The organism is Rhizobium sp. CC1099, assembly GCF_029714385.1.
GTDB lineage: Bacteria > Pseudomonadota > Alphaproteobacteria > Rhizobiales > Rhizobiaceae > Rhizobium.
This window is the reverse complement of record NZ_CP121641.1, coordinates 124,581-148,437: the sequence shown is the minus strand read 5'-3', so window position 1 is coordinate 148,437 and position 23,857 is coordinate 124,581. Positions and strand designations below refer to the sequence as shown.

22 protein-coding genes, 1 tRNA gene and 1 pseudogene are annotated in these 23,857 nt (G+C 59.8%); 13 read left to right on the top strand and 11 right to left on the bottom strand.

Annotated features, from left to right (window positions below):
* Nucleotides 1-73: 73 nt before the first annotated feature.
* Nucleotides 74-1,294 carry a phosphate regulon sensor histidine kinase PhoR gene (gene phoR, locus QA644_RS00750; RefSeq protein WP_239599629.1) on the bottom strand — a complete coding sequence of 407 codons (1,221 nt, stop codon included), beginning with the start codon at nucleotides 1,292-1,294 and terminating at the stop codon, nucleotides 74-76.
* Nucleotides 1,295-1,526: 232 nt separating this feature from the next.
* Between phoR and ppk2 the strand changes: the two genes are divergently transcribed.
* Nucleotides 1,527-2,408 (top strand): polyphosphate kinase 2, encoded by an 882-nt coding sequence (gene ppk2, locus QA644_RS00745; RefSeq protein WP_194728845.1) that lies wholly within the window; start codon nucleotides 1,527-1,529, stop codon nucleotides 2,406-2,408.
* A gap of 3 nt (nucleotides 2,409-2,411) precedes the next feature.
* On the opposite strand, the gene QA644_RS00740 is transcribed toward ppk2, so the two are convergent.
* Nucleotides 2,412-3,596, bottom strand: a complete 1,185-nt coding sequence (locus tag QA644_RS00740; RefSeq protein WP_283070621.1) for a regulator — start codon at nucleotides 3,594-3,596, stop codon at nucleotides 2,412-2,414.
* A 281-nt stretch (nucleotides 3,597-3,877) separates the two neighbouring features.
* On the opposite strand from QA644_RS00740, the gene QA644_RS00735 reads away from it, so the two are divergent.
* Together QA644_RS00735 and QA644_RS00730 are read left to right on the top strand one after the other, a co-directional pair.
* A complete protein-coding gene (locus QA644_RS00735) occupies nucleotides 3,878-4,837 on the top strand; it encodes a nitronate monooxygenase family protein (protein ID WP_239595694.1) in 960 nt (319 codons plus the stop codon).
* Between the two features lie 120 nt (nucleotides 4,838-4,957).
* Nucleotides 4,958-5,033: transfer RNA gene (locus QA644_RS00730), tRNA-Thr, on the top strand.
* 1,362 nt (nucleotides 5,034-6,395) lie between these two features.
* On the opposite strand, the gene QA644_RS00725 is transcribed toward QA644_RS00730, so the two are convergent.
* The 6 genes from QA644_RS00725 to QA644_RS00700 all read right to left on the bottom strand — a co-directional run bounded on the left by QA644_RS00725 (nucleotide 6,396) and on the right by QA644_RS00700 (nucleotide 10,369).
* A complete protein-coding gene (locus QA644_RS00725; RefSeq protein WP_283070619.1) occupies nucleotides 6,396-7,277 on the bottom strand; it encodes an SDR family NAD(P)-dependent oxidoreductase in 882 nt (293 codons plus the stop codon).
* Nucleotides 7,274-8,062 (bottom strand): hypothetical protein, encoded by a 789-nt coding sequence (locus tag QA644_RS00720; RefSeq protein WP_283070618.1) that lies wholly within the window; start codon nucleotides 8,060-8,062, stop codon nucleotides 7,274-7,276. The genes QA644_RS00725 and QA644_RS00720 overlap by 4 nt, the downstream gene beginning before the upstream one ends.
* A 10-nt stretch (nucleotides 8,063-8,072) precedes the next feature.
* Nucleotides 8,073-8,660 (bottom strand): protein-S-isoprenylcysteine O-methyltransferase, encoded by a 588-nt coding sequence (locus tag QA644_RS00715; RefSeq protein ID WP_283070617.1) that lies wholly within the window; start codon nucleotides 8,658-8,660, stop codon nucleotides 8,073-8,075.
* A 77-nt stretch (nucleotides 8,661-8,737) separates the two neighbouring features.
* On the bottom strand, nucleotides 8,738-9,319 hold the full coding sequence (locus QA644_RS00710; RefSeq protein ID WP_283070615.1) for a hypothetical protein: 582 nt from the start codon (nucleotides 9,317-9,319) through the stop codon (nucleotides 8,738-8,740).
* Nucleotides 9,320-9,474: 155 nt separating this feature from the next.
* Nucleotides 9,475-9,612: an ABC transporter gene (locus QA644_RS00705; RefSeq protein WP_074060058.1), complete on the bottom strand. Its 138-nt coding sequence runs from the start codon at nucleotides 9,610-9,612 to the stop codon at nucleotides 9,475-9,477.
* 169 nt (nucleotides 9,613-9,781) lie between these two features.
* The gene (locus QA644_RS00700; protein ID WP_283070614.1) at nucleotides 9,782-10,369 is read right to left on the bottom strand and encodes a L,D-transpeptidase; all 588 of its coding nucleotides are present in this window, start codon (nucleotides 10,367-10,369) and stop codon (nucleotides 9,782-9,784) included.
* 272 nt (nucleotides 10,370-10,641) lie between these two features.
* On the opposite strand from QA644_RS00700, the gene fabG reads away from it, so the two are divergent.
* Nucleotides 10,642-11,400 (top strand): 3-oxoacyl-ACP reductase FabG, encoded by a 759-nt coding sequence (gene fabG, locus QA644_RS00695; RefSeq protein ID WP_283070613.1) that lies wholly within the window; start codon nucleotides 10,642-10,644, stop codon nucleotides 11,398-11,400.
* A gap of 23 nt (nucleotides 11,401-11,423) precedes the next feature.
* On the opposite strand, the gene QA644_RS00690 is transcribed toward fabG, so the two are convergent.
* Nucleotides 11,424-12,329 (bottom strand): GntR family transcriptional regulator, encoded by a 906-nt coding sequence (locus QA644_RS00690; RefSeq protein ID WP_074066535.1) that lies wholly within the window; start codon nucleotides 12,327-12,329, stop codon nucleotides 11,424-11,426.
* A gap of 233 nt (nucleotides 12,330-12,562) precedes the next feature.
* Here QA644_RS00690 and QA644_RS00685 point away from each other — a divergent pair, with 233 nt between their 5' ends.
* From QA644_RS00685 to QA644_RS00655, 7 genes and pseudogenes are all read left to right on the top strand, one after another.
* Nucleotides 12,563-14,065, top strand: coding sequence for an altronate dehydratase family protein (locus tag QA644_RS00685; protein WP_283070611.1), 1,503 nt, complete (start codon nucleotides 12,563-12,565; stop codon nucleotides 14,063-14,065).
* A 29-nt stretch (nucleotides 14,066-14,094) separates the two neighbouring features.
* Complete coding sequence (locus QA644_RS00680; protein ID WP_283070610.1) at nucleotides 14,095-15,114, top strand: aldo/keto reductase; 1,020 nt, start codon at nucleotides 14,095-14,097, stop codon at nucleotides 15,112-15,114.
* A 10-nt stretch (nucleotides 15,115-15,124) separates the two neighbouring features.
* A complete protein-coding gene (locus QA644_RS00675) occupies nucleotides 15,125-15,571 on the top strand; it encodes an RbsD/FucU domain-containing protein (RefSeq protein ID WP_283070609.1) in 447 nt (148 codons plus the stop codon).
* A gap of 207 nt (nucleotides 15,572-15,778) precedes the next feature.
* Nucleotides 15,779-16,765 carry an ABC transporter substrate-binding protein gene (locus QA644_RS00670; protein ID WP_283070608.1) on the top strand — a complete coding sequence of 329 codons (987 nt, stop codon included), beginning with the start codon at nucleotides 15,779-15,781 and terminating at the stop codon, nucleotides 16,763-16,765.
* A 121-nt stretch (nucleotides 16,766-16,886) separates the two neighbouring features.
* Nucleotides 16,887-18,437: a sugar ABC transporter ATP-binding protein gene (locus tag QA644_RS00665; protein WP_283070607.1), complete on the top strand. Its 1,551-nt coding sequence runs from the start codon at nucleotides 16,887-16,889 to the stop codon at nucleotides 18,435-18,437.
* A gap of 28 nt (nucleotides 18,438-18,465) precedes the next feature.
* Entirely contained in the window at nucleotides 18,466-19,440 is a 975-nt protein-coding gene (locus QA644_RS00660) for an ABC transporter permease (protein ID WP_039843804.1), read from the top strand.
* A gap of 67 nt (nucleotides 19,441-19,507) precedes the next feature.
* Nucleotides 19,508-20,526 (top strand): annotated as a pseudogene (locus tag QA644_RS00655) (zinc-binding alcohol dehydrogenase family protein).
* On the opposite strand, the gene QA644_RS00650 reads toward QA644_RS00655, so the two are convergent.
* Together QA644_RS00650 and QA644_RS00645 are read right to left on the bottom strand one after the other, a co-directional pair.
* A complete protein-coding gene (locus QA644_RS00650) occupies nucleotides 20,523-21,242 on the bottom strand; it encodes a copper homeostasis protein CutC (RefSeq protein ID WP_283070606.1) in 720 nt (239 codons plus the stop codon). The pseudogene QA644_RS00655 and the gene QA644_RS00650 sit on opposite strands and share 4 nt — an antisense overlap.
* Before the next feature lie 33 nt (nucleotides 21,243-21,275).
* On the bottom strand, nucleotides 21,276-22,487 hold the full coding sequence (locus QA644_RS00645; protein WP_283070605.1) for a LysR family transcriptional regulator: 1,212 nt from the start codon (nucleotides 22,485-22,487) through the stop codon (nucleotides 21,276-21,278).
* Between the two features lie 40 nt (nucleotides 22,488-22,527).
* Here QA644_RS00645 and QA644_RS00640 point away from each other — a divergent pair, with 40 nt between their 5' ends.
* Both QA644_RS00640 and QA644_RS00635 read left to right on the top strand, forming a co-directional pair.
* Nucleotides 22,528-22,722 (top strand): hypothetical protein, encoded by a 195-nt coding sequence (locus QA644_RS00640; RefSeq protein WP_074066526.1) that lies wholly within the window; start codon nucleotides 22,528-22,530, stop codon nucleotides 22,720-22,722.
* Nucleotides 22,723-22,904: 182 nt separating this feature from the next.
* Entirely contained in the window at nucleotides 22,905-23,813 is a 909-nt protein-coding gene (locus tag QA644_RS00635; RefSeq protein WP_283070604.1) for an ABC transporter substrate-binding protein, read from the top strand.
* The last annotated feature ends 44 nt before the right edge of the window (nucleotides 23,814-23,857 follow it).

The following is a 23,857-nucleotide window of genomic DNA, read 5'->3' as shown; positions in this document are numbered from 1 at the left end:
GGGCCCGTTTTTTGCGTCTGGCAATCGAGACTTCGGCGTCAAATCCACGACCAATATTCCAGGGCTTACGTCGTCAGAAACGCACGGTAAACTCCGTTCCCTTACCGATTTCGGACTTGACGATCAGCCGTGCGCGGTGACGCGTCAGGATATGCTTGACGATCGCCAGACCGAGACCGGTGCCCTTTTTGGAGCGGCTATCCTCGATATTGACGCGATAAAACCGCTCCGTGAGGCGCGGCACATGCTCCGCGGGAATGCCCGGGCCTTTATCTGCGATGCTGACTTCAACCGCCTCACCGGATGCATTCTTGACGTGGACATCGACGACCTTGCCCTCCTGGCCGTACTTGCATGCATTCTCCATGAGATTTTCAAAAACCTGGACCAGTTCGTCGCGGTCTCCGAGAACCTCCGCCTTGCCCTCCGGCAGGTGCAGATTGATCTCGACTCCAACCTCCGTGGCAAGCGGCACCAGCGCGTCCCTGACATGGCCGAGCAGCGGCACGAGATCGACCTTCTCGTCCGGTGCGATGTGCGACTTGAGCTCAAGACGGGAAAGCGAGAGAAGATCGTCGACAAGGCGGCTCATGCGAGTCGTCTGGTCGAACATGATGCCCAGGAAGCGCTCCTGCGCCTTCGGATCATTCTTTGCCGGGCCTTGGATCGTCTCGATGAAACCGCGGAGCGACGCAAGCGGAGTCCGCAGCTCATGGCTGGCATTGGCGACAAAATCCGACCGCATGCGATCGATACGCCGCACCTCGGAGATATCGCGGAACGAAAGCAAGAAGAAGCGCTCGCCATTCCCGGTACCGCCGAGGTCGATCGGCGCGCTGCGAACAATATAGACGCGCTCCGACGGCAGGCGCTCGGAATGCTCGATCTGGTTGGGAGCGTTGGTGGCGATCGTCTCTCCCACCATGTCCAGAATGCCCGGCGAGCGCAGGCGTGCAGAAATATGCGCCCCGATCACCACTTCGCCAAAGGCCTTTTCCGCGGCGCGGTTCTGGAAGAGAACGGAGGCATCGCCTGAGAGGAGCATCACGGGTATATCGAGGCCAGCCAGCGTTGCCGAGACGGCGGGCAGCAGACTCGCTGGCGCTTCCGGTTCGACTTCCGGCGGTTCCGCAAGCTTTGCCTGCACGGCCGGCATGCTGTTTAGAAGCACAATGGCGATCATTAAGACAAGAAGCGCCAGCACCGCCCACTTGTTCATGCCGGCCGCAAGCGCAACGAGGCCAATGACGATCGCCGCGAGCAGAACCGTTCGCTGCTGCCGTATGCGGGCCATGAGCCCCGTTGTCCATGGCATTTCGTCTTCCAAGTGTTCCTCGCCCGGTCGAGTCGTTCTTATGTTCAAACTCTGCCTGATAGCCGTGATTCATGACAGAAGTTTTCCGCCGCTGCCATTTGCCGCAAAAGCCGCAACCGATACACACAGGAATTTTGCCTGCCGCGACGGATTTGATTTTCAATGAAAAATATGATCGCCTGCGAAGAAAGCCACAGGCGGAGAAGGAAATATGGCCGAAGCTGTCGAAAGCCGCGCGGTTGAACTGGACATCAGGGGCAAGAAGCGCGTCTTCGATGTCGACGATCCGGTGCTTCCGGACTGGATCGATGAAGAGGCGCTGGAATCGGGGGATTTCCCTTACAAGAAAAAGCTGAAAGAGGAAGAGTATCTCGAAGAGCTGGAAAAGCTGCAGATCGAACTGGTCAAAGTGCAGTTCTGGCTGCAGGCGACCGGCATACGGGTGATGGCGCTCTTTGAAGGCCGCGACGCGGCCGGCAAGGGCGGCGCCATCTCGGCCTCCTCCGCCCACATGAACCCGCGCCTTGCCCGCGTCGTCGCACTCGCCAAGCCGAATGACCGCGAACTCGGCCAATGGTATTTCCAGCGCTACATCGCCCAGTTTCCGACGGCCGGCGAGTTCGTTCTCTTTGACCGCTCCTGGTACAACCGCGCAGGTGTCGAACCGGTCATGGGGTTTTGCACGCCCAAGCAATATGAGGATTTTCTCAAGCAAGCGCCGCAGCTGGAAAAGATCATTGCCCACGAAGGCATTCACTTCTTCAAGTTCTATCTGGATATCGGCCGCGAGATGCAACTCAAGCGCTTCCACGACCGCAGGCACGATCCGCTGAAGGTATGGAAGCTTTCATCGATGGATATCGCGGCGCTCACCAAATGGGGCGACTACAGCGACAAACGCGAGCGGATGCTCGAGGCGACGCATACGGAATTTGCGCCCTGGACGGTCATCCGCGCTAACGACAAACGCCGCGCGCGGCTCAACCTCATCCGTCACATGCTGAAGAAAATGGATTACGACGGAAAGGACGACAAGGCGATTGGCGATCTCGACGACAAGATCATTGGCGCGGGGTCCGGCTTTCTCAAATAAGGGTCACTGCCCCGGCAGGATGCGCACGGCGTAGAGGTTGATGCCTCGCGCCTTGCCGTCGACATCGCTGTTGATCATCAGCCTGCCATCGCCACTCGGCGCCGACGACCGGTCGAAGGTAACCTGAAGCAGAGCGTCGGACTTTTCGCGGGTGACGCTGAACCGATGGCGGGCGCAATTGCCGAGCGTCTGGAAATTGCATTCGACCATCACCTGCGTCGGCTCGTCGCTCGTCGATTGCAACGTGATCGCGATCGTCGAGGATTTGCCGGCGAGCTCTCGAAGTACGTCTTTCGGAACGCTGATGCCGATATTGCCATCGGCGCCGTTGCTTTCCGAGATCAAACGAACGGCCGGACCATCGTTTTCGGCGATGTTTTCCGTCCGTGCCCGCGGGCCGCTTTCGATCTTGGCAGCGTCCGAAGGCTTGAATATCTCAATCCATTCCGCAGAAAAGCTGTTCTGCGGGTCGATCGTGACCGGCTGATCGACATGCGGCGCCGTGTTCGCAGCACCTTCGTCCGCACCGTCGAAGTCTTCCGGCTCGGTACTGGCAGGCGGATTGGCGACGCTGGTGTCGCGCTCGGCCGCCGTCAGGAAGAGGCCGGATTTATAAGCCCACCAGGCCCCCATGCCGATGAAGGCGATCAGCACGCACCAGACAAGCAGCCGCGAGAAGAATTTTCGCGGCTTGCGGCGCTTTGCAGCCCCCTCCGGCCGGAAATCCATATGGGCGGAGGGGCGGCTTTCGGGTGCAAGGCCATCGCCGGTCTGAGGCGCAGCGCCGAGATGATCGGACGCAGCGGCATGGACGTCATCAAGCCTCGACTCGTCGTAGGCAGGCCTTGCCGAATAGCCTCGTGTTTCACCGCCGACCTGAGGCGCGTCATGTTCAAAGCGCTCGTCGTGCCTGACCGGCGGCGGGATTTCGGCGACGGGCGGAACGGGCACTTCCGGTGGACCCTGGCGCGGATGCAGGCGCTCGCGTTCTTCTGCCTCGATCATGTGAATGGTCGTTTCGAGCCGATGACGATGATGCGCAATCGCGTCCCGGTCAGTGATATCCTGCTTGCGAAGGCCGGCCTCCAGCGCCTGGCGGGCCGATTGATAAATCCTTGCACGGACTTCCGGATTATCGCGATCGGAGTTGTTAAGCGCCGTTCTGATTGCCGTTTCTAATCCGCTCACATCCGATCCTTCATGCTGGCATCAGGCATCACCCTGAAATCTTTACAAATGCCTAACAAAACTCGGTAGCGTCAATGGTTGAAAACCGCAAGTCTTGCGGCTGGCAGCATTTCACATCGCAGGCAATAAATATGCTCCTTACCCCACCCTTTGCCCACTTATCTCGACAACCAAATCTCTGCGGAGTCGACAGCTCGGCACTCAAGCATGCCCTTTTCCTCGCTCATCAAGTCTGCTATCAGATTGACGTTTTCGTAAACGTCAATTGAATGGTGAACGCGATGTCCCTTCCCAAAATCCTTACGGAAAACCTGAGACTGCCGGTCCTTGCTTCACCCCTCTTTATCATCTCGCATCCGGCCCTGACGCTGGCGCAATGCAAGGCGGGCGTGATCGGCGCTTTTCCGGCACTGAACGCCCGGCCGGAAAGCCAGCTCGACGAATGGCTGGCAATGATCACCGAAGACATCGCGGCCCACAACGCCGCCAATCCGGACAGGCCGGCAGCACCCTTTGCCGTCAACCAGATCGTCCACATGTCGAACAAGCGGCTGGAGCACGACCTGCGCCTCTGCGTCAAATACAAGGTGCCGATCGTGATCTCTTCGCTCGGTGCCGTGCCCGAGGTGAATGCGGCCGTACACTCCTATGGCGGCATCGTGCTCCACGACGTCATCAACAACCGCCACGCCAATTCGGCGATTAGGAAGGGTGCCGACGGACTGATTGCGGTGGCGGCGGGCGCCGGTGGGCATGCCGGCACGCTGTCACCCTTCGCTCTGGTGCAGGAAATCCGTGAATGGTTCGACGGGCCGCTGCTTTTGGCAGGCGCAATCGCCACCGGCGGCGCGATCCTTGCAGCACAGGCGATGGGGGCGGACATGGCCTATATCGGAACGCCGTTTATCGCGACCGAGGAAGCGCGCGCCGCCGACGCCTACAAGCAGGCGATTGTCGCCGGCGCTGCAAACGACATCGTCTATTCCAATTATTTCACCGGCGTGCATGGCAATTACCTGAAACCATCGATCCAGGCCGTCGGCCTCGACCCGGACAACCTGCCGGTGGCGGACGCATCGAAGATGGATTTCGAGCAGGCAGTCGGCGGCGCGAAGGCCTGGAAAGACATCTGGGGCAGCGGCCAGGGCATCAGCGCGATCAAGGCGGTTGAGCCGGTCGCCAAGCTCGTCGACAGGCTGGAAAGCGAATACCGGGCAGAGCGCACACGCCTCGCGCTCTGAGCCACGCCACGTTCCACAGCGGAGCGTCTTTTTTTTCAAAGGCACGACAGGGCGCTTGAAATCTTCAAACAATGCCTGTATCAGCGCCATGCAAATCGCGGCCGCACAGGCCGCCAAGTTGCCGCTTTAGCTCAGTCGGTAGAGCACATCATTCGTAATGATGGGGTCACGTGTTCGAGTCACGTAAGCGGCACCACTTTTCTTGAAGTAAATCAGTTCTTTAGGCCAGATTAGACACGGCTATTTACCGGGAGCCTGATAGACCGTTTGCGACGAGGTAAGCCTTCGCATCATCAAGTTTAGCCATGGGCAGCGGCCATGCTGGCTTTTGCCAGAGTATCCCATGTCCGCTTTTGGCCACATATGAAGGATGTTGCGAAGAATATGCGTGACGCATACTCGCTCGATTATTTCTTTCAGCGCTTCACGATTTCAAAGCCGAGTGCATCGACGAGTGCCAAACATGACGTATAGCAGGTGACTTCTCGCCGGTGCGCCAGGTTTATTTACTCCGATTGGTGATCGCCGGATCCGTTCAAAGAAGGCAACACCTGTCATCGGGACGTCGATTGATTGTGTGAAGATGATCGGCAACGCGCCAGGCGGCATCGTGGCTCGTCAGCGGTCTTGACTGATGTCGGTGCGGCTTCATCATCGCTGTCGCACTGGGCCTTATTACGCACGTATCGTTTGTAAAGCGTCATATCAGGTACTCTCTCAGATGGATAACGCAGGATGGCCGCTCCATCGCGGGCGATAATCCGCTGAACGGCGGCGCAGGTCGTCGAACCGGCATTCAACCGCTCGATTGCGAATGAAGGTTCGACCGCGAACATGAGCGCAAAGAGTATAAGGCTGGTCCTTTTCATCGGCTTAGCTTTCCTCTGTCGAATAGGATTTCAGCAAGGCACGGATAGTTGCGTCCTGCGTGGTATATACATGATCGTGGAGATCTGGTGGCAAGTAAGGTTTCGGGGCAATCACGCCATCGGGGCCCTTGTCCCAGTATGGCCTAGGTCGTGTATTCGAAATGTGACAAGAGGTCATTTGACGCGATCTTCAGGAGTTCGTTGGCATGGGCCGGAAGTGGTGCAGCAGCCGTCGAGCCCGTCCGGGAAAGGTGTGGGGAGCTGCCTAGCGGAGGCGAGCGCCATGAGTGCCGCGGTTGCGGGTTTAGGTCTCGAAACCATCCGGCTATTCATGAGGAGGCGATAGCGGCCACGATGGCGCGTCATGAAAGCGAGGTTTGGTTTCTTCGATATCGCACGCGACATCAATAACTTAGATCAATTTTGGATGTCGCGAAGCCCGGCTGCACCGGCGTTTTTTGCGGATTCGGTGTTCTGCTTACCCGACGATCGGTTTGAAGCCGGGTAAGCAGATGAAAGCAAATCGGCGGCCACCACTAGCGTAGCATGGCGCAGACCGCGCACAACATTTGTCGTCTGATAACAGTAACTTGGCGCAGATCACCGTAACTTTGGAAAGCGAAGATAACGCAAATGTGTTCGCAACTCGGGAAATCCGCAAGCGTGCCTCCTGACGCTGCCAACGCCAATCAACTGTCTCCGGCGGCAATCCCCCGATGGCGAATGCGGCAGCATTCCTTGAAGGTCTTGCCGGAGCCGCAGGGGCAGGGATCGCTGCTGCGGCGCTGCAGGCGGCCGATCAGGGGAAGTGTTGCGGCGGAGGGCAGCAGGGCGGCCGCCAGGGCGACAAGCTTGGCCGAGATGCCGGGGACTACAAGGCGGCGGCCGGATTTGAAGCCGCGCCAGGCCCGTTCGGCCACATAGTCCGAATCGAGCTTCGGCAATATCTTGAAAAGCTGTGCTCGGCCGGCGCCGGATTTTTCGAGGAACTCGGTCGACACCGGTCCCGGCGCAACGCATGTGACGGTCACGCCCGTGCGGCGCAATTCCTGATGAAGCGCTTCCGAAAAGAAGCGCACGAAAGCTTTGCTCGCATAATACAGGGCCATATTCGGCCCGGGCGTGAATCCGGCTATGGAACCGAGATTGAGCACGCCGCCACGCCCGCGCGCTGCCATTCCCGGCAGGAAGCGAAGGGTCAGGTCGCTGAGGGCTCGTATGTTGAGATCTATGATGCCAAGCTGATCTTCGACCGGAAGGAGCGTTGCCGCACCGCGCAATCCGTATCCGGCGCTGTTGACCAGGACATCGCAGAACAAACCGTTTGCAGACAGGAAGTCCTGCAAATGCGCCGAGGCATCGGCCACAAGGAGATCCAATTCCAGCGTGAATGCCTCGCCGCCCGCCGCCCGCACGTCGGCCGCCGCAGCAGCCAGACCTTCAGGCGAGCGCGCAACGAGCACAACGACGGCCCCATGCTCCCGGGCGACAACCTTTGCAATTGCCCTGCCGATGCCGCGCGACGCACCGACCACCACTGCCGCCGGACGAAACTCACTCTGCATGATCATATTGCCGTCCCTGAAGCCGCCGTATCGAGAGCGGCAGCACCCAGTGGGGCGATGCTCTTTACTTCGCTGGCGACTTCGCCGTTCAATATCTTTTCGAACCGCTCCAGCGCCCGTGCGACATTGGCGCCGTCCATGACCCTGTGATCGTAGTGGATCCGGACCGTGACCGATCCATCTGCGGAGATCGGGCCGTAATTGAAGAGCGTGGTCAAAGGCGAAAGGGGGTTGAGTGACTCTGCCCCCAGGCCGGAATAGACCGACAGCTGGAAAGTGCCGAACCGGCGGGCACGCTGCCGCCCGATATTCAGCCCGAGCCACATCAACAGCCACCTCAAAGGCGCCGGCGCACGGGCAAACTTCAATGCACGCCGGAACTCCTTGATTTCCAGGACAGGGCGCGAGCGCGCCGCCTGGATCAAGGCCTCGAGTTCGGCGATCGGCCGCCGCTCGGGGGCCTTGATCAAGCTCAGCAAGACGACCCGCTCGCCGCCATATTCGCGCTCGTGGGCAATCGAGGCCACGCTTTCCGGATATTCATAGAGCTGAGCTCTCGGGAACTTGATGTAAGCGCGCCTAAGGTCCGGTGTCTCCTGGGAGAGAAGCGCGTATCCCTTCAAGAAGAGTACGGTCCAGGAGGGCCTGCTTGACTGCGCCATTCTGGCCTTCTGAAGCGGGCCGAGGTTCATCTGCCGCTGCACAGTGACCCGCGGCACTCCGATCGAGAACCGCATCAGATCCCCGACAAGGCGCCGTGCCGCCGAAAGCTTGATGGTCCGGCCTCGCATCATGCCTCCTCTAATAAAGGTAGGGAATAATTCGCTTGGTCCTATCCATATAGGCGCGATATTGCGCGCCGAAAATCTCCAGCATCATACGCTCTTCCTTGTCCACCCGTAGAAAAAAGAGGATTGCGAAGCCGATCAAACCAGCAAGCCCCACGATCCAGTTCGACAGCAGAAAGGCCTGGCCGAGACCCATCAGCAGGAAAGACGTGTACATGGGATGGCGGACGAAAGCGTAGGGACCGCTGCAAATCAGCTGATGCTGGTCGCGGATCTCCAACGTGATGGACCAGTTGCGGCCGAGTTCCTTGTGGGTTCTGCGAAAAACCCACATGGCGGCGGCAAAGAGCACCACCCCGACGGCCACCGCCCAAGCGCGGGCCGGATAATCGGCTGCTTGCGGCATGCCGGTGGCGACATAGAACCCCGGCACGATCGCAAGTCCGAGCAGCGCCGACGCAAGCCCGATCTTCTCGATACGAGAACGGCGGTGACTGACGACACGCACGCGCTTGGCGCGGCGCTCGAAGGGATAGCGGATGATATACCAGGCAACGACGCCGAGCACCCACAGGATCTTGCCCACAACAGCTATGCTCAATTTAAGTCTCCAGAGCGCTTCTGCGTCCTGCAACCGACTGGATGGAGAAGCGGTATAGCAGCTTGCCCGCCTCGCACTTAGGTGTTCATTTCTCGAAGCTGCGTCACGAATTGTTGCGGGCGGAGCCAGATGCTGGGCGCCTTATAGCCCATCGAGCGAGCGATTTCTGCTACGAAAGCGTTGCAGTTATAAACCGAAGCCTGCCAAAACTTGGATTTGGCCTTCAGCTTGCGTATGAAGGCGACGGTCTCATTGTATTCCGATGGAGTGAGAAGGACGCGCCAGCTTGCCGACCTGTAGGCCTCCTCCAGGTCGCCGTCACTGGCCCCGGTTTCGGCCGGCACGGGCACGAAGTGGCCGAGAACATAGGGGCCCGTATCCTTGGTCGCCGGAGCAAGCCCCGCGACCTCCGGATTGACCATCCCGCCAGCTTTGTTCAACCGCCCGAAAATCACGTAGGTGTGGCCGTAGCTCAGCGCGTAGCGCGAGCGGAATTCGATAAAGTACTGGCCATCGCTTTTTTGCGATGATTCGCCAACAGACCCTCCTTGCGCGTCCGAAACGAATCGCGGTTGCGGTGGCTTGTCTTCTGTCTGGCATGATGTGAGCGCGAGAGCGAATAGAATTACAAGTGATAGACGGCCCTTTGCAAGCGTCATCGCTACACTTCATCTCCCGGTATCGAGCGAGCACCGACACATGCCCCGCTTGACGCCAATTCTTTGCGCTGCAAGCTGCAAGGCAGGTCCAGCCCGGACTGCACGATGTAGGGAAGGGCCACGAATGCCCCCTCCCATTCAGCAACAGTTAGTTGCTACTTATATACTGGTGCCGGTGCCGTTTCCGCTACGGGCGGCGGGGCCTTCCCCTTGCCCTTACCGATCGACCCGCAAGCGCTCAGGCTTGCAACGGAAAACAACGCAACTAGGCACATGATCAGAATTCTGCTCATCAGTAGTCCTCTCCTTAGCACGGAATAGGTTATCGAAGGCAACGCTTCTACTAATAGCCGCAAAATACGCGCAAGCCAAGTGCAGAAAGGACACACCTTGTCTCTGCGCGGTCCCGGGCGCCTCATAATGCCTAACAGACCGTGGCGTTATCGTTGCAAAATGTAAGCATCATATGACCAATACTGGCGTTCCCACCGCAGCCCTGCTGTAGAGGTCGACGATGTCCTCATTGGTCAAGCGAATGCATCCATTGGAAACCGCCTGCCCTATCAACCAGGGCTCGTTCGTTCCATGCAGCCGGAACAGGGTGTCCTGTCCGCCCCTGTAGAGATAAAGAGCAGCGGCGCCAAGCGGATTGTGGGGTCCGCCCGAAACACCGCCGGCATATTGCGCCAGGTGCGGCTTGCGCCGTATCATGCTGGCTGTGGGCATCCACGAGGGCCATTCCGCCTTCCGCCCGATGGTCGCCCTTCCCTTGAGCGTCAGCCCCTCCTCGCCGACTGCAACGCCATAGCGCAGGGCCTCGCCGCCGCCTTCGACCAGATAAAGGTAGCGCTCGTAGGTGTTGACCACGATCGTTCCAGGCGGCTCGCTTCCGTCATATGGCACGCGCCGCCGCCGGTAGCGAGAGCTGATTCGCGGCGTCGACGAAAACATCGACCCCACCTGCCATCCCGTCGTTGAAGCACATCCAGATACCATCAACGCCAGACTGCCCAGCAGGAGCCCCCGGCGCGCAACGTGTTTTTTTTCCATCTCTACCTGCTAAGCAATCGATCGACCCTATTCTTCGTCTTAACATCCCGGCGCGAACCGGCCAAGCCTCGCGTCAAAGGCGAAAGGTGCAACGCTCTCGTTCACCTTGAACCTGCGCTGCCGTCCTTCAAGGGCCGAGGCGCTGCCGGGCAGGAGCATCATGGGTGAAGGGCTCGCAGAACGAGCGGCCGCGTTGCTTGCGGTTATGAAAGGTCTTGCATCAATGGCATGCCTCTGCTCGACTAGTGGCAGGGATAATGAGGAGGGACTTGATGACGAAGCCTGACTTCACGGGGAAAATCGCGCTCGTAACCGGCGGAGGGTCCGGTATAGGTGCGGCCATTTGCCGGCAGCTCGCTGACGAGGGAGCAGAGGTTGTCATTGCCGATCTCGATGCTGACGCCGCACGCAACCTTGCCGCGGAGATCCGTTCAAAGGGTGGGCGGGCGCGGGACTTTGCGGTCGATGTCACGGATGCCGGGGCTGTGGAAAAGCTGATCGGCTACGCTGTCGAGACATGCGGCGGTCTGCATCTGGCGGTTAACAATGCAGGCATAGACGGCCCCCGAAAGGCGACGGCAGACTACCCGCTCGACAATTGGCACAACCTGATGAACGTCAACCTGAACGGCGTCTTCTACTGCATGAAGCATGAGATTGCCGCCATGCTGCAACGCGGCGGAGGGGCCATCGTCAACATGTCTTCCGCCCTCGGTTCGGTTGGATTGCCATTTACTGCAGCCTACACGGCCGCCAAGCACGGGGTTGTCGGCCTGACCAAGGTTGCCGCAATCGAATATGCGAGACTGGGCATCCGCATCAATGCCGTCGGCCCCGGCTGGATCGAAACGCCGCTTCTGACCGAACATCTGGCGATAGCGGGAAGCCGGCGCATGGAAGCGCTTCAGCCGATGGGCAGGCGCGGCAGGCCGGAGGAAGTCGCAGCCCTCGTGTGCTTTCTGCTGTCCGAACAAGCAAGCTTCATCACTGGAAGCTACCATCTCGTGGACGGGGCCTATACCGCCCACTAGATCCACGCGCCGACTGTGCTTGCCTAAGCTGGAGACGGCTCGGCAGGATTCTGCGGCAGCGACTGAAGAAGGGTCTGGCGCGCAGAACGTAGATGCAGGCGGCACGAGAAATCGATTGCCGCCTGATCGCGTGATTCCAGTGCCGCGATATAGTCGAGATGTTCGTGAATGGCGCGTCCGTTGCGCTGGCGGGCGAACGCCTTGTTCCACTGGTAGTGATAGTGGAAGATGATCGCGATCGCATCGTAGAAGTCCGCGATGAACCGGTTTTTCGCGGCGCCGTGGATCAAGAGATGGAAGCGCTCGTCAAGGGCTGAGAATTCCTTGTAGCGCGCATCGAAATCGTTGAGCATCGCATGATGCTCGGCCTTGATATCGGCCAGCGCCGCCCAGGCTTCGCTTTCGGGCGGCAGCTTGCCGAATTCGGTGGCCGAATGGAGCTCGAACATTTCGCGAACATCCGCCAGTTCCAGTGCAAATTCGCGGGTGAAGCCTTTCAGGATCCAGTGGCTGTTCGGCCGCTTTTCGATGAGGCCGAAGCGCGAGAAACGGATGAGAAATTCGCGAACGCTGGTCGTACCAGTGCCGATCTCACGAGCCAGTTCCAGCTCGTTGATCTGCATGCCGGGCGCGGCATCGTCTGACAGAATGCGCTGCATGAAGCTGCGCTCGATGATGTCGTGCAGCGAATCCGTCTCTTCGGACGGAAAGAGGTCTTTCTCGGTGGGAACGCGCAGCACGATCTTCTGGCGCTTGTTCCACCGGATGATGCCTTCGTCGTTCAGGCGGGTCAAAATCGCGCGGGTCGTGCTACGGCTGATGCCGAGCTGCGCAGCGATTTCGGGTTCGGAAGGCAAGGCGGCATCCGGGCGCAGAGCAGCAGCATACCTGTTATAGGCTTCCTTGAAGACCGTATTCTGCCTTGCCATGTTACCCCGCTCTTTCCTCGTGCCTTTTATACTTTGCAACCTGCAAAGTCTGAAGCGCGCAGGAGCTAATCGACTGCGACCTTTATCCTATTTCCTGGCCATCTGCGGCTGTTTGCCTCCCTTGAGCACAGGAACAATATTCCCGTTGACTTGAAAATGTTTATTGTAGATAAAAAACAAAATCAATGCGCATTTTGCCGATGCAGCGGGCGCATTCCTCAGGGAGAAGACAATTGGACAAACTGCCTTGGCTCATCCTTTCTGCTGGAGATAACGTCGCCGTCGCAACGGCAGCGATCGAAGCCGGAGCGACCGTCGCAGGTATCGAGACCCGGCAGAAAATCGAACCCGGCCACAAGGTTGCGATCGCCGACATCCCGCTCGGCACGCCGGTGGTGAAATATGGCCAGGCGATCGGTCGCACGACTGCCGAGGTGAAGGCCGGCGATCATATCCACAGCCACAACCTGCATTTCGAGAACGATCGGCTGGCGGCAACTGCGAATTCCGCGCCGGAGGCGGCGACCGCGGAAGACCGCGCGAGAACCTTCATGGGTTACCGCCGCGCCGATGGCCGGGCGGCGACCCGCAACTATATCGGCGTCATCGCCAGCGTGAACTGTTCCACCACCGTCTGCCGTGCGATTGCAGACGAGGCCAATCGCACCATCCTGCCGTATTACGAGGGCATCGACGGCTTCGTGCCGATCGTGCACGACCAGGGCTGCGGAATGAGCTCGACGGGTGATGGCATGTCGGTCCTTCACCGGACGCTTGCGGGCTACACGCGCCATGTCAATTTCGGTGGCGTGCTGATGATCGGCCTTGGCTGCGAAGTAAACCAGCTGACGCTCTACGGCCAAAGCGGTGCCGGCAATGCCAAGCGGCACTTCAACATTCAGGATGCCGGCGGCTCGCGGCGGGCCGTCGAACGCGCCATGGGGATGCTCCGGGAGATCGCCGCCGATGTCGGTAGGGAGCGGCGCACGCCGATCCCCATCAGCGAGATCATCATCGGCCTGCAATGCGGTGGGTCGGATGGCTTTTCGGGTATTACGGCCAATCCGGCGCTCGGCGTCGCAGCCGATCTTCTCGCCGCAGCCGGCGGGACCGCAATCCTTTCCGAAACCTCGGAAATCTACGGCGCTGAGCATCTGCTGCGCAGCCGCGCGATCAACGAGGACGTGGCCAGGAAGCTCGACGACAAGATCGCCTGGTGGGAAAAATATGTCGGGCTGCATGGTGCCTCGCTCGACAACAACCCCTCGCCCGGCAACAAGCGCGGCGGATTGACGACCATTCTTGAAAAATCGCTCGGTGCCGTCGCCAAGGGTGGCCGGTCCCCGCTGACGGCGGTCTACAGCTATGCCGAACGCGTGACTGCACCGGGACTCGTTTTCATGGATACGCCCGGATACGACCCGGTTTCCGCAACGGGGCAGGTTGCAGGCGGCGCAAACATGATCGCCTTCACAACCGGCCGCGGCAGCTGTTTCGGCTGTCGTCCCGCACCCTCGATCAAGCTCTCCAGCAATTCGGCGCTCTATGCTTCGATGGAAGAGGACATGGATATCGATTGCGGCACGATCGCCACCGGCGATGCGACGATCAGCGGCAAGGGGCGCGAAATTTTCGACCTGATCATCGATACGGCTTCCGGCAAGAAGACGAAAAGCGAGGAGTTCGGCTACGGCGACAACGAATTCGTACCGTGGCATCTGGGAGCAACGCTCTAACACAGATCGGCTCTTCACGGGGAGGGAAGATGAAGACGAGGAAAATCGGCAAGACGGAACTCAAGGTCACCGAAATCAGTTTCGGTGCCGCGGCTCTGGGTGGCCTGTACCGTGCCTGCCCGCGCGAACAGGCAATGGAAACGCTGGAAGCTGCTTGGGCGAGCGGCATCCGCTATTTCGACGTGGCCCCCTGGTATGGCCTCGGCCTTGCCGAGCGCCACGTGGGCGATTTCCTGAGGGCAAAGCCCGAGAGCGAATACGTGCTCTCGACCAAGGTTGGCCGGCTTTTGCGGCCCGTGCCGACTGGTACGGTGCCCGACTATAGCTATGTCGATCCGCTCTCCTTCGATGCCGATTACGACTATTCCTATGACGGCATCATGCGATCGGTCGATTTCAGCTATGCGCGGCTGGGGCTCAATCGCGTCGATATTCTCTATGTCCACGACATCGGCAGCTACACGCACGGTGCGGCGAAGAATGCAGTCCACCTGAAAAATTTTCTTAATTCCGGCATCAAGGCGCTGGAAGAGCTGAAGTCATCGGGCGCGATCAAGGCTTTCGGCCTGGGCGTCAACGAGGTTCCTGTCTGTCTCGATGTCATGCGCAACGCCGACATCGACGCCATCCTGATGGCCGGGCGCTATACCTTGCTCGATCGCTCCGCCGTGGCGGAGCTCCTGCCGCTCTGCCACAAGAAAGGCACGTCTCTGGTTGTCGGTGGCGTCTTCAATTCCGGCATCCTTGCGACTGGTCCGGTGCCGGGCTCGCATTTCGACTACATGCCCGCGACACCGCACGTGCTTGCCAAGGTGGGCGCGATGGAAGACATCGCCAAACGCCACGGCGTTGTGCTCGCGGCCCCGGCGCTGCAATTCCCGCTCCGCGAGCCAGCCGTTTCTTCCGTGCTGATCGGTACGGCAAAGGCATCCAGCCTCAAGCGCAACATGGAGCTCTTCGAGCCCGCGCTACCCGACACGATCTTCCCTGAATTCGACCACCTGACACTCGTCGCGCCGCCGCTCGGCGAAGACGCGGTGCGCGTTTAAGGACCAGACGATGCTCAAAGGAATTCATCCCGTTCTCAGCCCGGATCTTCTGCGCGCCATAGCGCGCATGGGGCACGGCGACGACATTGTCATCGCGGACGCCAACTTTCCCTCAAGCACCATGGGACCGGATGTCATTCGTGCCGATGGCGTAACGGCGACCGAGATGGCCGAAGCGATCCTGACGCATATGCCGCTGGACACGTTCGTTCCGGAAACGGCATGGCGCATGGAGGTCGTCGGTGATCCCGGCGCCATGCCGGAGGTGTGCGCCGAATTCCAGGAGATTGTGAGTAGGCGGGCTGGCGATTTCCGGATCGCACAGCTTGAACGCTTCGCATTCTACGAGCATGCCAGGAAGGCAGCCTATATCGTCGCGACGACCGAATTCCGTCTGTATGGAAATCTTATTCTGAAGAAAGGCGTCGTGCATCCGCATGAAGTCTCTCGCGGCTGATATTTATTTTAGAATGCAGTTTAATTTATTAAAAAACAGGAGCTTGAGAGTATAGTCGAAACAGCCGCAGCCGGCCTCTAGCCACTTGCAATTTGGAAAGGTCTCGGCTAGCTTCCTTCGGCAACTGTTTTTTATAGATAAAAATCGTCCGCCTGCGTTCAGCGGTCTGGTTTCTTGGAGGAGAACGCACCTGAGAGGAGAACCCACATGCGCATGAAATCCATTTTGTCTCGTCGAGCCTTCACGGCTCTCGCGGGCGCCGCCGTCATCGCAACTGCAATGCCGGTCCCATCCTTTGCAGCCGACGTGACGATCCCGATCATCGTCAAGGATACGACGTCCTTCTACTGGCAGATCGTGCTCGCCGGCGCCCGCAAGGCTGGCAAGGATCTCGGCGTCAACGTCCCGGAACTCGGCGCGCAGGCCGAATCCGACATCAATGGCCAGATCAGCATTCTTGAAAACGCCGTCGCTGGCAAACCCGCCGCCGTCGTCATTTCGCCGACCGAGTTCAAGGCGCTCGGAAAGCCGATCGACGAAGCGGCCAAATCGGTTCCGATCATCGGTATCGACTCTGGCGCCGATTCCAAGGCATTCAAGTCGTTCCTGACGACGGACAACGTTCAGGGCGGCCGTATCGCAGCTGACGGTCTGGCTGCAGCCATCAAGGAAATGACGGGCAAGGAAGAGGGCGAAGTCGTGATACTCACCAATCTTCCGGGCGTCGGCTCGCTCGAGCAGCGCCGCGAAGGCTTCCTGGATCAAGTGAAGACCAAGTATCCCGGCCTGAAGGTCATTGCCGACAAATACGGTGACGGCCAGGCAACGACCGGCCTCAACATGATGACCGACCTGATCACCGCCAACCCGAACCTCGTCGGGGTCTTTGCCTCCAACCTGATCCTGGGGCAGGGTGTTGGCCAAGCGATCGCTGAAAACAAGCTCGGCGACAAGATCAAGGTCATCGCCTTCGACAGTGACGAAAAGACCGTCGGCTTCCTGAAGGAAGGTTCGCTGGCGGGTCTCGTCGTGCAGGACCCCTATCGCATGGGCTATGACGGCATAAAGACCGCGCTTTCGGTTTCGAAGGGCGAGAAGGTCGAAGAAAACGTCGATACCGGCGCGAACCTCGTCACGAAGGCGAATATGAGCGACCCGAAGATCGATGCACTGATCAATCCGAAGATCCAGTAAACACGAGCCAAGGCTGCGCGCGAGAAATTCCGCGCAGCCTTTTCTTCACCTGTGTTATCGTTTGCCTGAGGGGCGCGGATCGCTGGTGGAGGAGACAGCAATTCGTGAGGAGGAGACGTCCATGAGCCTGGAAGAGGTCAGTCATCGCCACGACGACAGCGCGACACTGAAAGAGGCAAACCGCATTCCTGCGGGCTCACCAATCCTCGAGCTCAGGGCATTGCAGAAGAATTATGGCTATGTCCAAGCGCTAAAGCCTGCGACGATGACCTTTCTGGCCGGCGAAATTCACGCGATAGTCGGCGAAAACGGTGCGGGCAAATCAACCCTCATCAAGCTGTTGACCGGTGTGATCAGCCGAACCGCCGGGGAAATTTTCTGGTGCGGCCATCCCGTTGCACTTGCGACGCCGAACGAGGCGATCGCGCGCGGCATCAACGCCGTCCACCAGGAGGTGGTGCTCTGCCCGCACTTGACGGTTGCGGCCAATCTCTTTCTCGGCGACGAAGTCAACCAGTACGGCCTCATGCAAAAGAAGCAGATGGTCAAGATGGCACAGGCCGTCCTCGACGATCTCGGCTTCGGCCTGCCCGCAAATGTCCTGCTGAGTGCGCTCACCATCGGCCAGCAGCAGCTCGTTGCAACGGCACGCGCAGCTATGCGCGGTACGCAGTTCCTCATCTTCGACGAGCCGACGGCTTATCTTACCCGACAGGAATCTGCACAACTCTTCAAGCTCATCCGTCGCCTGCAGGGCGAAGGCGTGACAATCGTCTACATCAGCCACCGCATGGAAGAAGTTTTCGAGCTTGCCGACCGCGTATCGGTGCTGCGCGACGGCACCCATGTCGGCACGCGCGCGATCGGCGAGACGAACGAGGCGGAGTTGATCGCACTGATGATCAACCGCTCGATCGAACAGATCTATCACAAGGAAGAAATTCCGATCGGCGAAACGATCCTTGATGTACGCGGGCTTTCGGGGCCTGGTTTCGAGGACGTATCGCTGACCGTGAAGGCCGGCCAGATCGTCGGGCTTTACGGCCTGATCGGGGCAGGACGCAGCGAATTCGCACTCGGCCTCTACGGCCGCGAAAAGACGACGGCCGGCGAAATCCGCTGGATGGGCAACCAGGTCGATATCAAGAACGAACGCACGGCGATGGAGCTCGGGATCGCGCTTGCGCCCGAGAGCCGCCGCGATCAGGGGCTCTGCCTCAACCTGTCTATCAGTCTCAACATCAACTTGCCGGTCTTCAAGAGGCTGAGCAAAGGCCCGGTCATCAGCCACACCGAGGAATCGGAGAATTCCGACCGGCAGATTCGCAATCTTTCAATCAAGACCCCGAGCCGCCGTGTGCTCGCGTCGAGCATGTCCGGCGGCAACCAGCAAAAGGTCGTCATCGGCAAATGGCTCAGCCACGGCGCACGCCTGTTCATCTTCGACGAGCCAACGGTTGGTGTCGATGTCGGCACAAAGGCGGAAATCTACCGGCTGTTTGCCAAGCTTCTGAAGGAAGGCGCAGGCATCATCCTGATCTCGTCCTATCTGCCGGAAGTCTACGAGCTTGCTGACCGGCTGCACGTTTTCCGCCGCGGCCAGTTGGTCGCAAGCCACGACTACCACGCGGCGACGCATGAAGAAGTGCTCGGCGAAGCGATCGGCGTCTGAGTAAAAGAATAAGAGGGAGAGAGAACCAATGACTGTAACCCCCACGGAAATCGTCGCCCCGCCGCCGCGCCGAAAAGTGAACATCCTGTTCAGCCTGACCCTGATCGGATTGCTTCTCTTCCTCTGGATCCTCCTCGGCATCGTCACAGTCAGCTTCTGGACGCCCCTCAATATTTCGAACCTGCTGCGGCAGGGCGCGATGACGGCAATCCTGGCGCTCGGCCAGACCTTCGTTATCATTACGGCCGGCATCGACCTATCCGTCGGCGCCATCGTCGGCTTTGCCGGTGTCATCCTCGCGTGGCTTCTGCAGGCGGGGGTTCCCGTATGGGCCTCCATTCTCATCACGCTGCTGATCGGGGTCGGGATCGGAGCCTTTCACGGTTTCGGCATCGTCAAGATGGGTCTGCCACCGTTCATCATCACCTTGGCCACGCTGACCTCGTTGCGTGGTATCGGGCTGCTCATCACCAATGGATCGACGATCAATATCGTCAACGAGCCCTTCACGAACTTCGCCCGCGCCAACTTTCTCGGCGTGCCGAGCCTCTTCTGGATGGTCATACTCGTCGCGGTTCCGTCCTTCGTCTTCCTGCATCTGAGCCGGTGGGGCCGCTATCTCTTCGCGGTCGGCTCCAACCGCGAAGCTGCCCGCCTTTCCGGTGTGCGCGTCGACGGCATGATCTATCTCGCCTATATTCTCTCAGCGACCTTCGCCGCCTTTGTCGGCGTGCTGCTTGCCTCGCGCATCGCGATCGGCAACGCGACCCAGGCCGACGGTTGGGAACTGCAGGCGATCGCCTCTTCCGTTATCGGCGGGACCAGCCTTTTCGGTGCGATCGGCTCGGTCCATGGTCCGTTGATCGGCGCCTTCATCCTGGCCACGATCAACAACGGCGCGAACCTCTTGAACGTCAACTCATTCTGGCAGCGTATCATCACCGGTCTGCTGATCATCGTGATCGTCTATTTCGATCAGTTGCGCCGCCGCCGGAGCCAGTGAGATCGAAGAAACATCGTGAAGCCGGTCCCGCGACCGGCTTCTTCATGTTCTGAATGCGAGACACATCATGAAAGCAGTGCTTTGCCAGAAGCCCGGCGTGCTCGAAATGGTCGAGCACCCCTCCCCGGAACCCCTGCCCCCGGCTGGGTCCGGCTTGCCGTCAGCCACGTCGGCATTTGCGGCACGGATTATCACATCTTCGAAGGCAAACACCCCTTCCTCGAATATCCGCGCGTCATGGGCCACGAAATCTCGGCAACCGTGCTCGAGGCGGGTGACGGTGTCACGATGACTGCCGGAACGCCAGTGATCGTCAATCCATACCTTTCCTGCGGCAATTGCGTTGCCTGCCGGCAAGACAAACCGAACTGCTGCACGAGTATCAAGGTGCTCGGCGTCCACACCGATGGAGCGTTCTGCGAAGAGATCACCGTTCCGGCCGGCAATCTCTATGCCGCGAAAGGATTGAGCCTCGAGGCGGCAGCAACCGTCGAGTTCCTGGCGATCGGCGCACACGCCGTCCGGCGTTCGATGGCGCTCGCCGCCTCGCGATCGCTGGTCATCGGCGCAGGTCCGATCGGGCTTGGGGCTGCAATCTTCTCACGGATTGCCGGGCATGACGTGACACTGCTCGACACCAGTACCGAACGGTTGCAGATGGCTTCGGAGCGATTCGGCTTCGTCTCCGGCATTGTCGCCAATGAAGAAACGGCGGAAGCCGTAAAGGCGAAGACGGACGGCGACGGCTTCGATGCCGTGTTCGACGCGACGGGCTACGGTCCTTCGATGGAGAAGGCTTTCAGTTTCGTGGCGCATGGCGGCGCACTGGTGCTGGTTAGCGTCGTGAAGGACGACATCCGCTTTTCCGACCCGGAATTCCACAAGCGCGAAATGACGGTCATCGGCAGCCGCAATGCGACACGCGCCGACTTCGAGCATGTCGCGGATTCGATCGCCAAAGGTCTCGTGCCGGTCGACAAGCTGATCACGCACCGCACGACACTTGCCGACGCGCCGCGCGACCTCCCCCTCTGGACGCATGAAAAGACCGGCCTCATCAAGGCCGTCATCAAAGTGGCCGCTTAAGCCGCGTCGATCGCCTGGCGCATCTGCCGGACGACCGCGACATCTGTCCGATTGGAGGCCGGTGCCGCAAAACCGAAAGAGACGGCGCGCGGATCGATGTTCGCCGGCGAACTGCACGAGCCATGGACCTCCCGGGCGCCTGTCATGCGCAGAATTTGCGCGACATTGCCGCAGCGCACGCCGCTGCCGGGCATGATCGAAATCCGGCCGTCGGCTTTTGCGGAGATACGCTTCAGCGTTTCCAGACCATCCATCGCTTTCGGCGCGCAGCCGGAGGTGAGGATGCGCTCGCAGCCAAGCTCGACGGCCTGCTCTAGCGCAACATCGGCATCCGGCACGAGGTCGAAGGCGCGATGCAGCGTAGAGCCCAGATCGGCAGCATGCTTTTTCAAGCGGTGGATGAGCGGCATGTCCAGCGTTCCGTCGGGTCGGTTGGCGCCGATGACAACGCCGGCGAGGCCGAAAGCGCGGACGGCATCGATATCCGCCATCATTGCATCCTCGTCCGCTGCATCGAAGATGAAGGGCCCGGTATGCGGACGGATCATCGCGTAGACTGGGATCGGCGCTGAGGCTGCGGCTTTCATGAGACCTGCGACCGGCGTCAGGCCGCCCAGTTCGAGCGCCGAGCAAAGTTCGATACGGCCCGCGCCGCCTTCGATTGCGGCAGCAAGGCCTTTCGGGCTATCCACGCATACTTCCAGCAAAGCCGGCATCTTTCTAATCTCCTTCATCCGCCGACAGCCTCTTTAGGCGACAGCAGCGGTTTTCGCGACAGGCTCCGAGATGATCTTGTGCACGGCTGCAGCAATCATGGCGCAGGCATCCGCCGATGCTTTCCGATGATTGAAGGCGACGTGATAGGAAATCGGGATGTGTTCGGCGAGTTCGACAATACGGACGCGATCGGCGATCGGCAGCGCGCTAACGCGTCCGAGGAAAGAGACATAGCCGTGGTTCGCGACGAGATCGACGATCACCGGCAGTGAATCCGCCGCCATGATATCCTGGTTGCGAAAGCGGCGGCTTACGGTCCGCTCGCGGCTCAGTGCGGTTGCGGCATCGCCCAGGCCGGTTCGCTCGCTCGGCGTGCAGATGGGATGCTCGGCCACCAGATCGGCGACAGTCAGCCCCGTACTTGCCGGCGGCGCGATTGCCACCAGATCGGTGCGAAGGAGTTCGCGATGTCCGAAGCTTTCCAGCTCGAACACCGAATCCAGGATCGCCACGTCGATGCGGCCAGATCTCAGGGCTTCCCGCAGATCATCGGCAGTCATGGAGATCAGCGAAATGGCATTCTTGCTGCGCCCCGCATTCCAATCGGCCACCACAGCGCCCAGGCAGCGCGCAACCCAGCTTTCCGCACCCGTCGGAATGATCGATCCGATACGCAGCGAACGCGCCGCACGCCGATAGCGTTCGTCGGCCGTTGATTTGAGATCGTTCCAGGCCTGGCTCACCGCCGAAAAGATGCCGTAGACCCGCCTTCCCTTCTCGGTCAGCGTCGAGCCCTGCGCCTGACGTTCGAGAAGCTGATGACCGACGAACTTCTCAAGATTGGCGATCTGCAATGAAAGTTGCGGCTGGCCAAGCTGAAGACGCCGGGCGGCACGATTGATGCTGCCCTGATCCGCGACCTCCAGAAAGCGCTCGATCGTCACGAGCTTGATCGGAATGCGCGATGCCCAGCTTTCGAAGGCTTCGGCGCGTTCGCCGGCGAGTTCATAAAGCTGCTCGACCGCGTGCATGATGGGGCGCAGCGCGTCACGCACCTTGCCGCTCGCGATCAGTTTGACGAGTTCACCGGAACTGCGCTTGGTCAACTTGATCGCAAGCTCACTCTCAAGATTGCTGACCGCCGCCGATACCGTGGAGGCCGCGAGCGAGAAGCGCCGCGCGGTTTCGCGAACCGAACCCGAGGAGAGAACGTGGCTGGCGACAAAAAGGGCACCGAGATGCAAGGCATTCTCCGGAAGTGACTGAAAAACCGGACGATATGATGTGTTCACGAAAAAAGATATCCCTGTTCCGGAATTGCCGGGCTATCGTCTTTTCGAGAACAAATCCGGGCGCGGCAGCACAGCCGATAAAGAGCACCGGAGGATTGCGGAAACACGCAAGGGGACAAAAACAAACCGCCGCGGCCTTGCAAAAGGAAATGCAGTTTCGCGCGCGGTGATGCTTTCACGGCCATAATCGCGCCGCGACTGCAGATACTGGAGAGGGGTTGCATCGATTTTTCGAGAGCGCACACTATTTCCATGATGCTCGTATGTCCGGCATGATCGCTTATGCGCTTTGGCCGGCGGATTTCATGCGCGAAGGTTCCCGCCGGGGGCCCTCGCGACGGTCAAACGGTGTAACCAAGGGGACACTCCATGCTCAAGAAACTCGCGCTTGCCGTTTCACTTTCCGCTTTTGCGGCGGGTGCGGCCCATGCTGCCGACGTCGTCGTCTCGTCGAAGATCGATACGGAAGGCACGCTGCTCGGCAACGTCATTGCGCTGGCGCTGGAAGCCAACGGCATCAAGACGCAGGACCGCATCGCACTGGGAGCGACGCCGGTCGTGCGCAAGGCGATCACGGCCGGCGAAATCGATATCTATCCGGAATATACCGGTAATGCCGGCTTCTTCTTCAACAAGGCCGATGATGCAGCCTGGAAGAATCTCGAGCAGGGCTACGAGATGGCCAAGAAGCTCGACTACGATGCCAACAAGATCGTCTGGCTGGCCCCCTCGCCTGCCAACAACACCTGGGCGCTCGGCATTCGCAACGATGTCGCCGGTCCGAACAACCTCAAGACCATGTCCGATTTCGGCAAATGGGTGGCCGGTGGCGGCGATGCAAAGCTTGCAGCTTCCGCCGAGTTCGTGAACTCGGCCGGTGCGCTTCCCGCCTTCCAGACCACCTACGGCTTCCAATTCAAGCCCGACCAGATGGTCGTCCTTTCCGGCGGCGACACGGCAGCGACGATCAAGGCCGCCGCCGACCAGACGAACGGCGTCAACACCGCCATGGTCTATGGCACCGACGGCGCAATCGAAGCGGCCGAACTCACCGTCCTTGAAGACGATAAGAGCGTGCAGCAGGTCTATGCGCCGACCCCGATCATCCGCGAGGACGTGCTGAAGGCGAACCCAAAGATCGAGGAAATCCTCGCTCCGATCTTCAAGAGCCTGACGGCCGACGAACTGCGAAAGCTGAACGCCAGGATCCAGGTCGAGGGCGAGCCGGCAAAGTCTGTTGCCGAAACCTATCTGAAGGAAAAGGGCTTCCTGAAGTAATCTTCTTACGCTCCGCCCTCATCGCAGGGCGGAGCGGCTGCTTT

Bases quoted from the DNA above. Each gene is read 5' to 3' on its own strand.
- phoR (WP_239599629.1), bottom strand. From the start codon at position 1,294: ATGGCCCGCATACGGCAGCAGCGAACGGTTCTGCTCGCGGCGATCGTC.
- ppk2 (WP_194728845.1), top strand. From the start codon at position 1,527: ATGGCCGAAGCTGTCGAAAGCCGCGCGGTTGAACTGGACATCAGGGGC.
- QA644_RS00735 (WP_239595694.1), top strand. From the start codon at position 3,878: ATGTCCCTTCCCAAAATCCTTACGGAAAACCTGAGACTGCCGGTCCTT.
- QA644_RS00725 (WP_283070619.1), bottom strand. From the start codon at position 7,277: ATGATCATGCAGAGTGAGTTTCGTCCGGCGGCAGTGGTGGTCGGTGCG.
- QA644_RS00720 (WP_283070618.1), bottom strand. From the start codon at position 8,062: ATGCGAGGCCGGACCATCAAGCTTTCGGCGGCACGGCGCCTTGTCGGG.
- QA644_RS00710 (WP_283070615.1), bottom strand. From the start codon at position 9,319: ATGACGCTTGCAAAGGGCCGTCTATCACTTGTAATTCTATTCGCTCTC.
- QA644_RS00705 (WP_074060058.1), bottom strand. From the start codon at position 9,612: ATGAGCAGAATTCTGATCATGTGCCTAGTTGCGTTGTTTTCCGTTGCA.
- QA644_RS00700 (WP_283070614.1), bottom strand. From the start codon at position 10,369: ATGGAAAAAAAACACGTTGCGCGCCGGGGGCTCCTGCTGGGCAGTCTG.
- fabG (WP_283070613.1), top strand. From the start codon at position 10,642: ATGACGAAGCCTGACTTCACGGGGAAAATCGCGCTCGTAACCGGCGGA.
- QA644_RS00690 (WP_074066535.1), bottom strand. From the start codon at position 12,329: ATGGCAAGGCAGAATACGGTCTTCAAGGAAGCCTATAACAGGTATGCT.
- QA644_RS00680 (WP_283070610.1), top strand. From the start codon at position 14,095: ATGAAGACGAGGAAAATCGGCAAGACGGAACTCAAGGTCACCGAAATC.
- QA644_RS00675 (WP_283070609.1), top strand. From the start codon at position 15,125: ATGCTCAAAGGAATTCATCCCGTTCTCAGCCCGGATCTTCTGCGCGCC.
- QA644_RS00670 (WP_283070608.1), top strand. From the start codon at position 15,779: ATGCGCATGAAATCCATTTTGTCTCGTCGAGCCTTCACGGCTCTCGCG.
- QA644_RS00665 (WP_283070607.1), top strand. From the start codon at position 16,887: ATGAGCCTGGAAGAGGTCAGTCATCGCCACGACGACAGCGCGACACTG.
- QA644_RS00660 (WP_039843804.1), top strand. From the start codon at position 18,466: ATGACTGTAACCCCCACGGAAATCGTCGCCCCGCCGCCGCGCCGAAAA.
- QA644_RS00650 (WP_283070606.1), bottom strand. From the start codon at position 21,242: ATGCCGGCTTTGCTGGAAGTATGCGTGGATAGCCCGAAAGGCCTTGCT.
- QA644_RS00635 (WP_283070604.1), top strand. From the start codon at position 22,905: ATGCTCAAGAAACTCGCGCTTGCCGTTTCACTTTCCGCTTTTGCGGCG.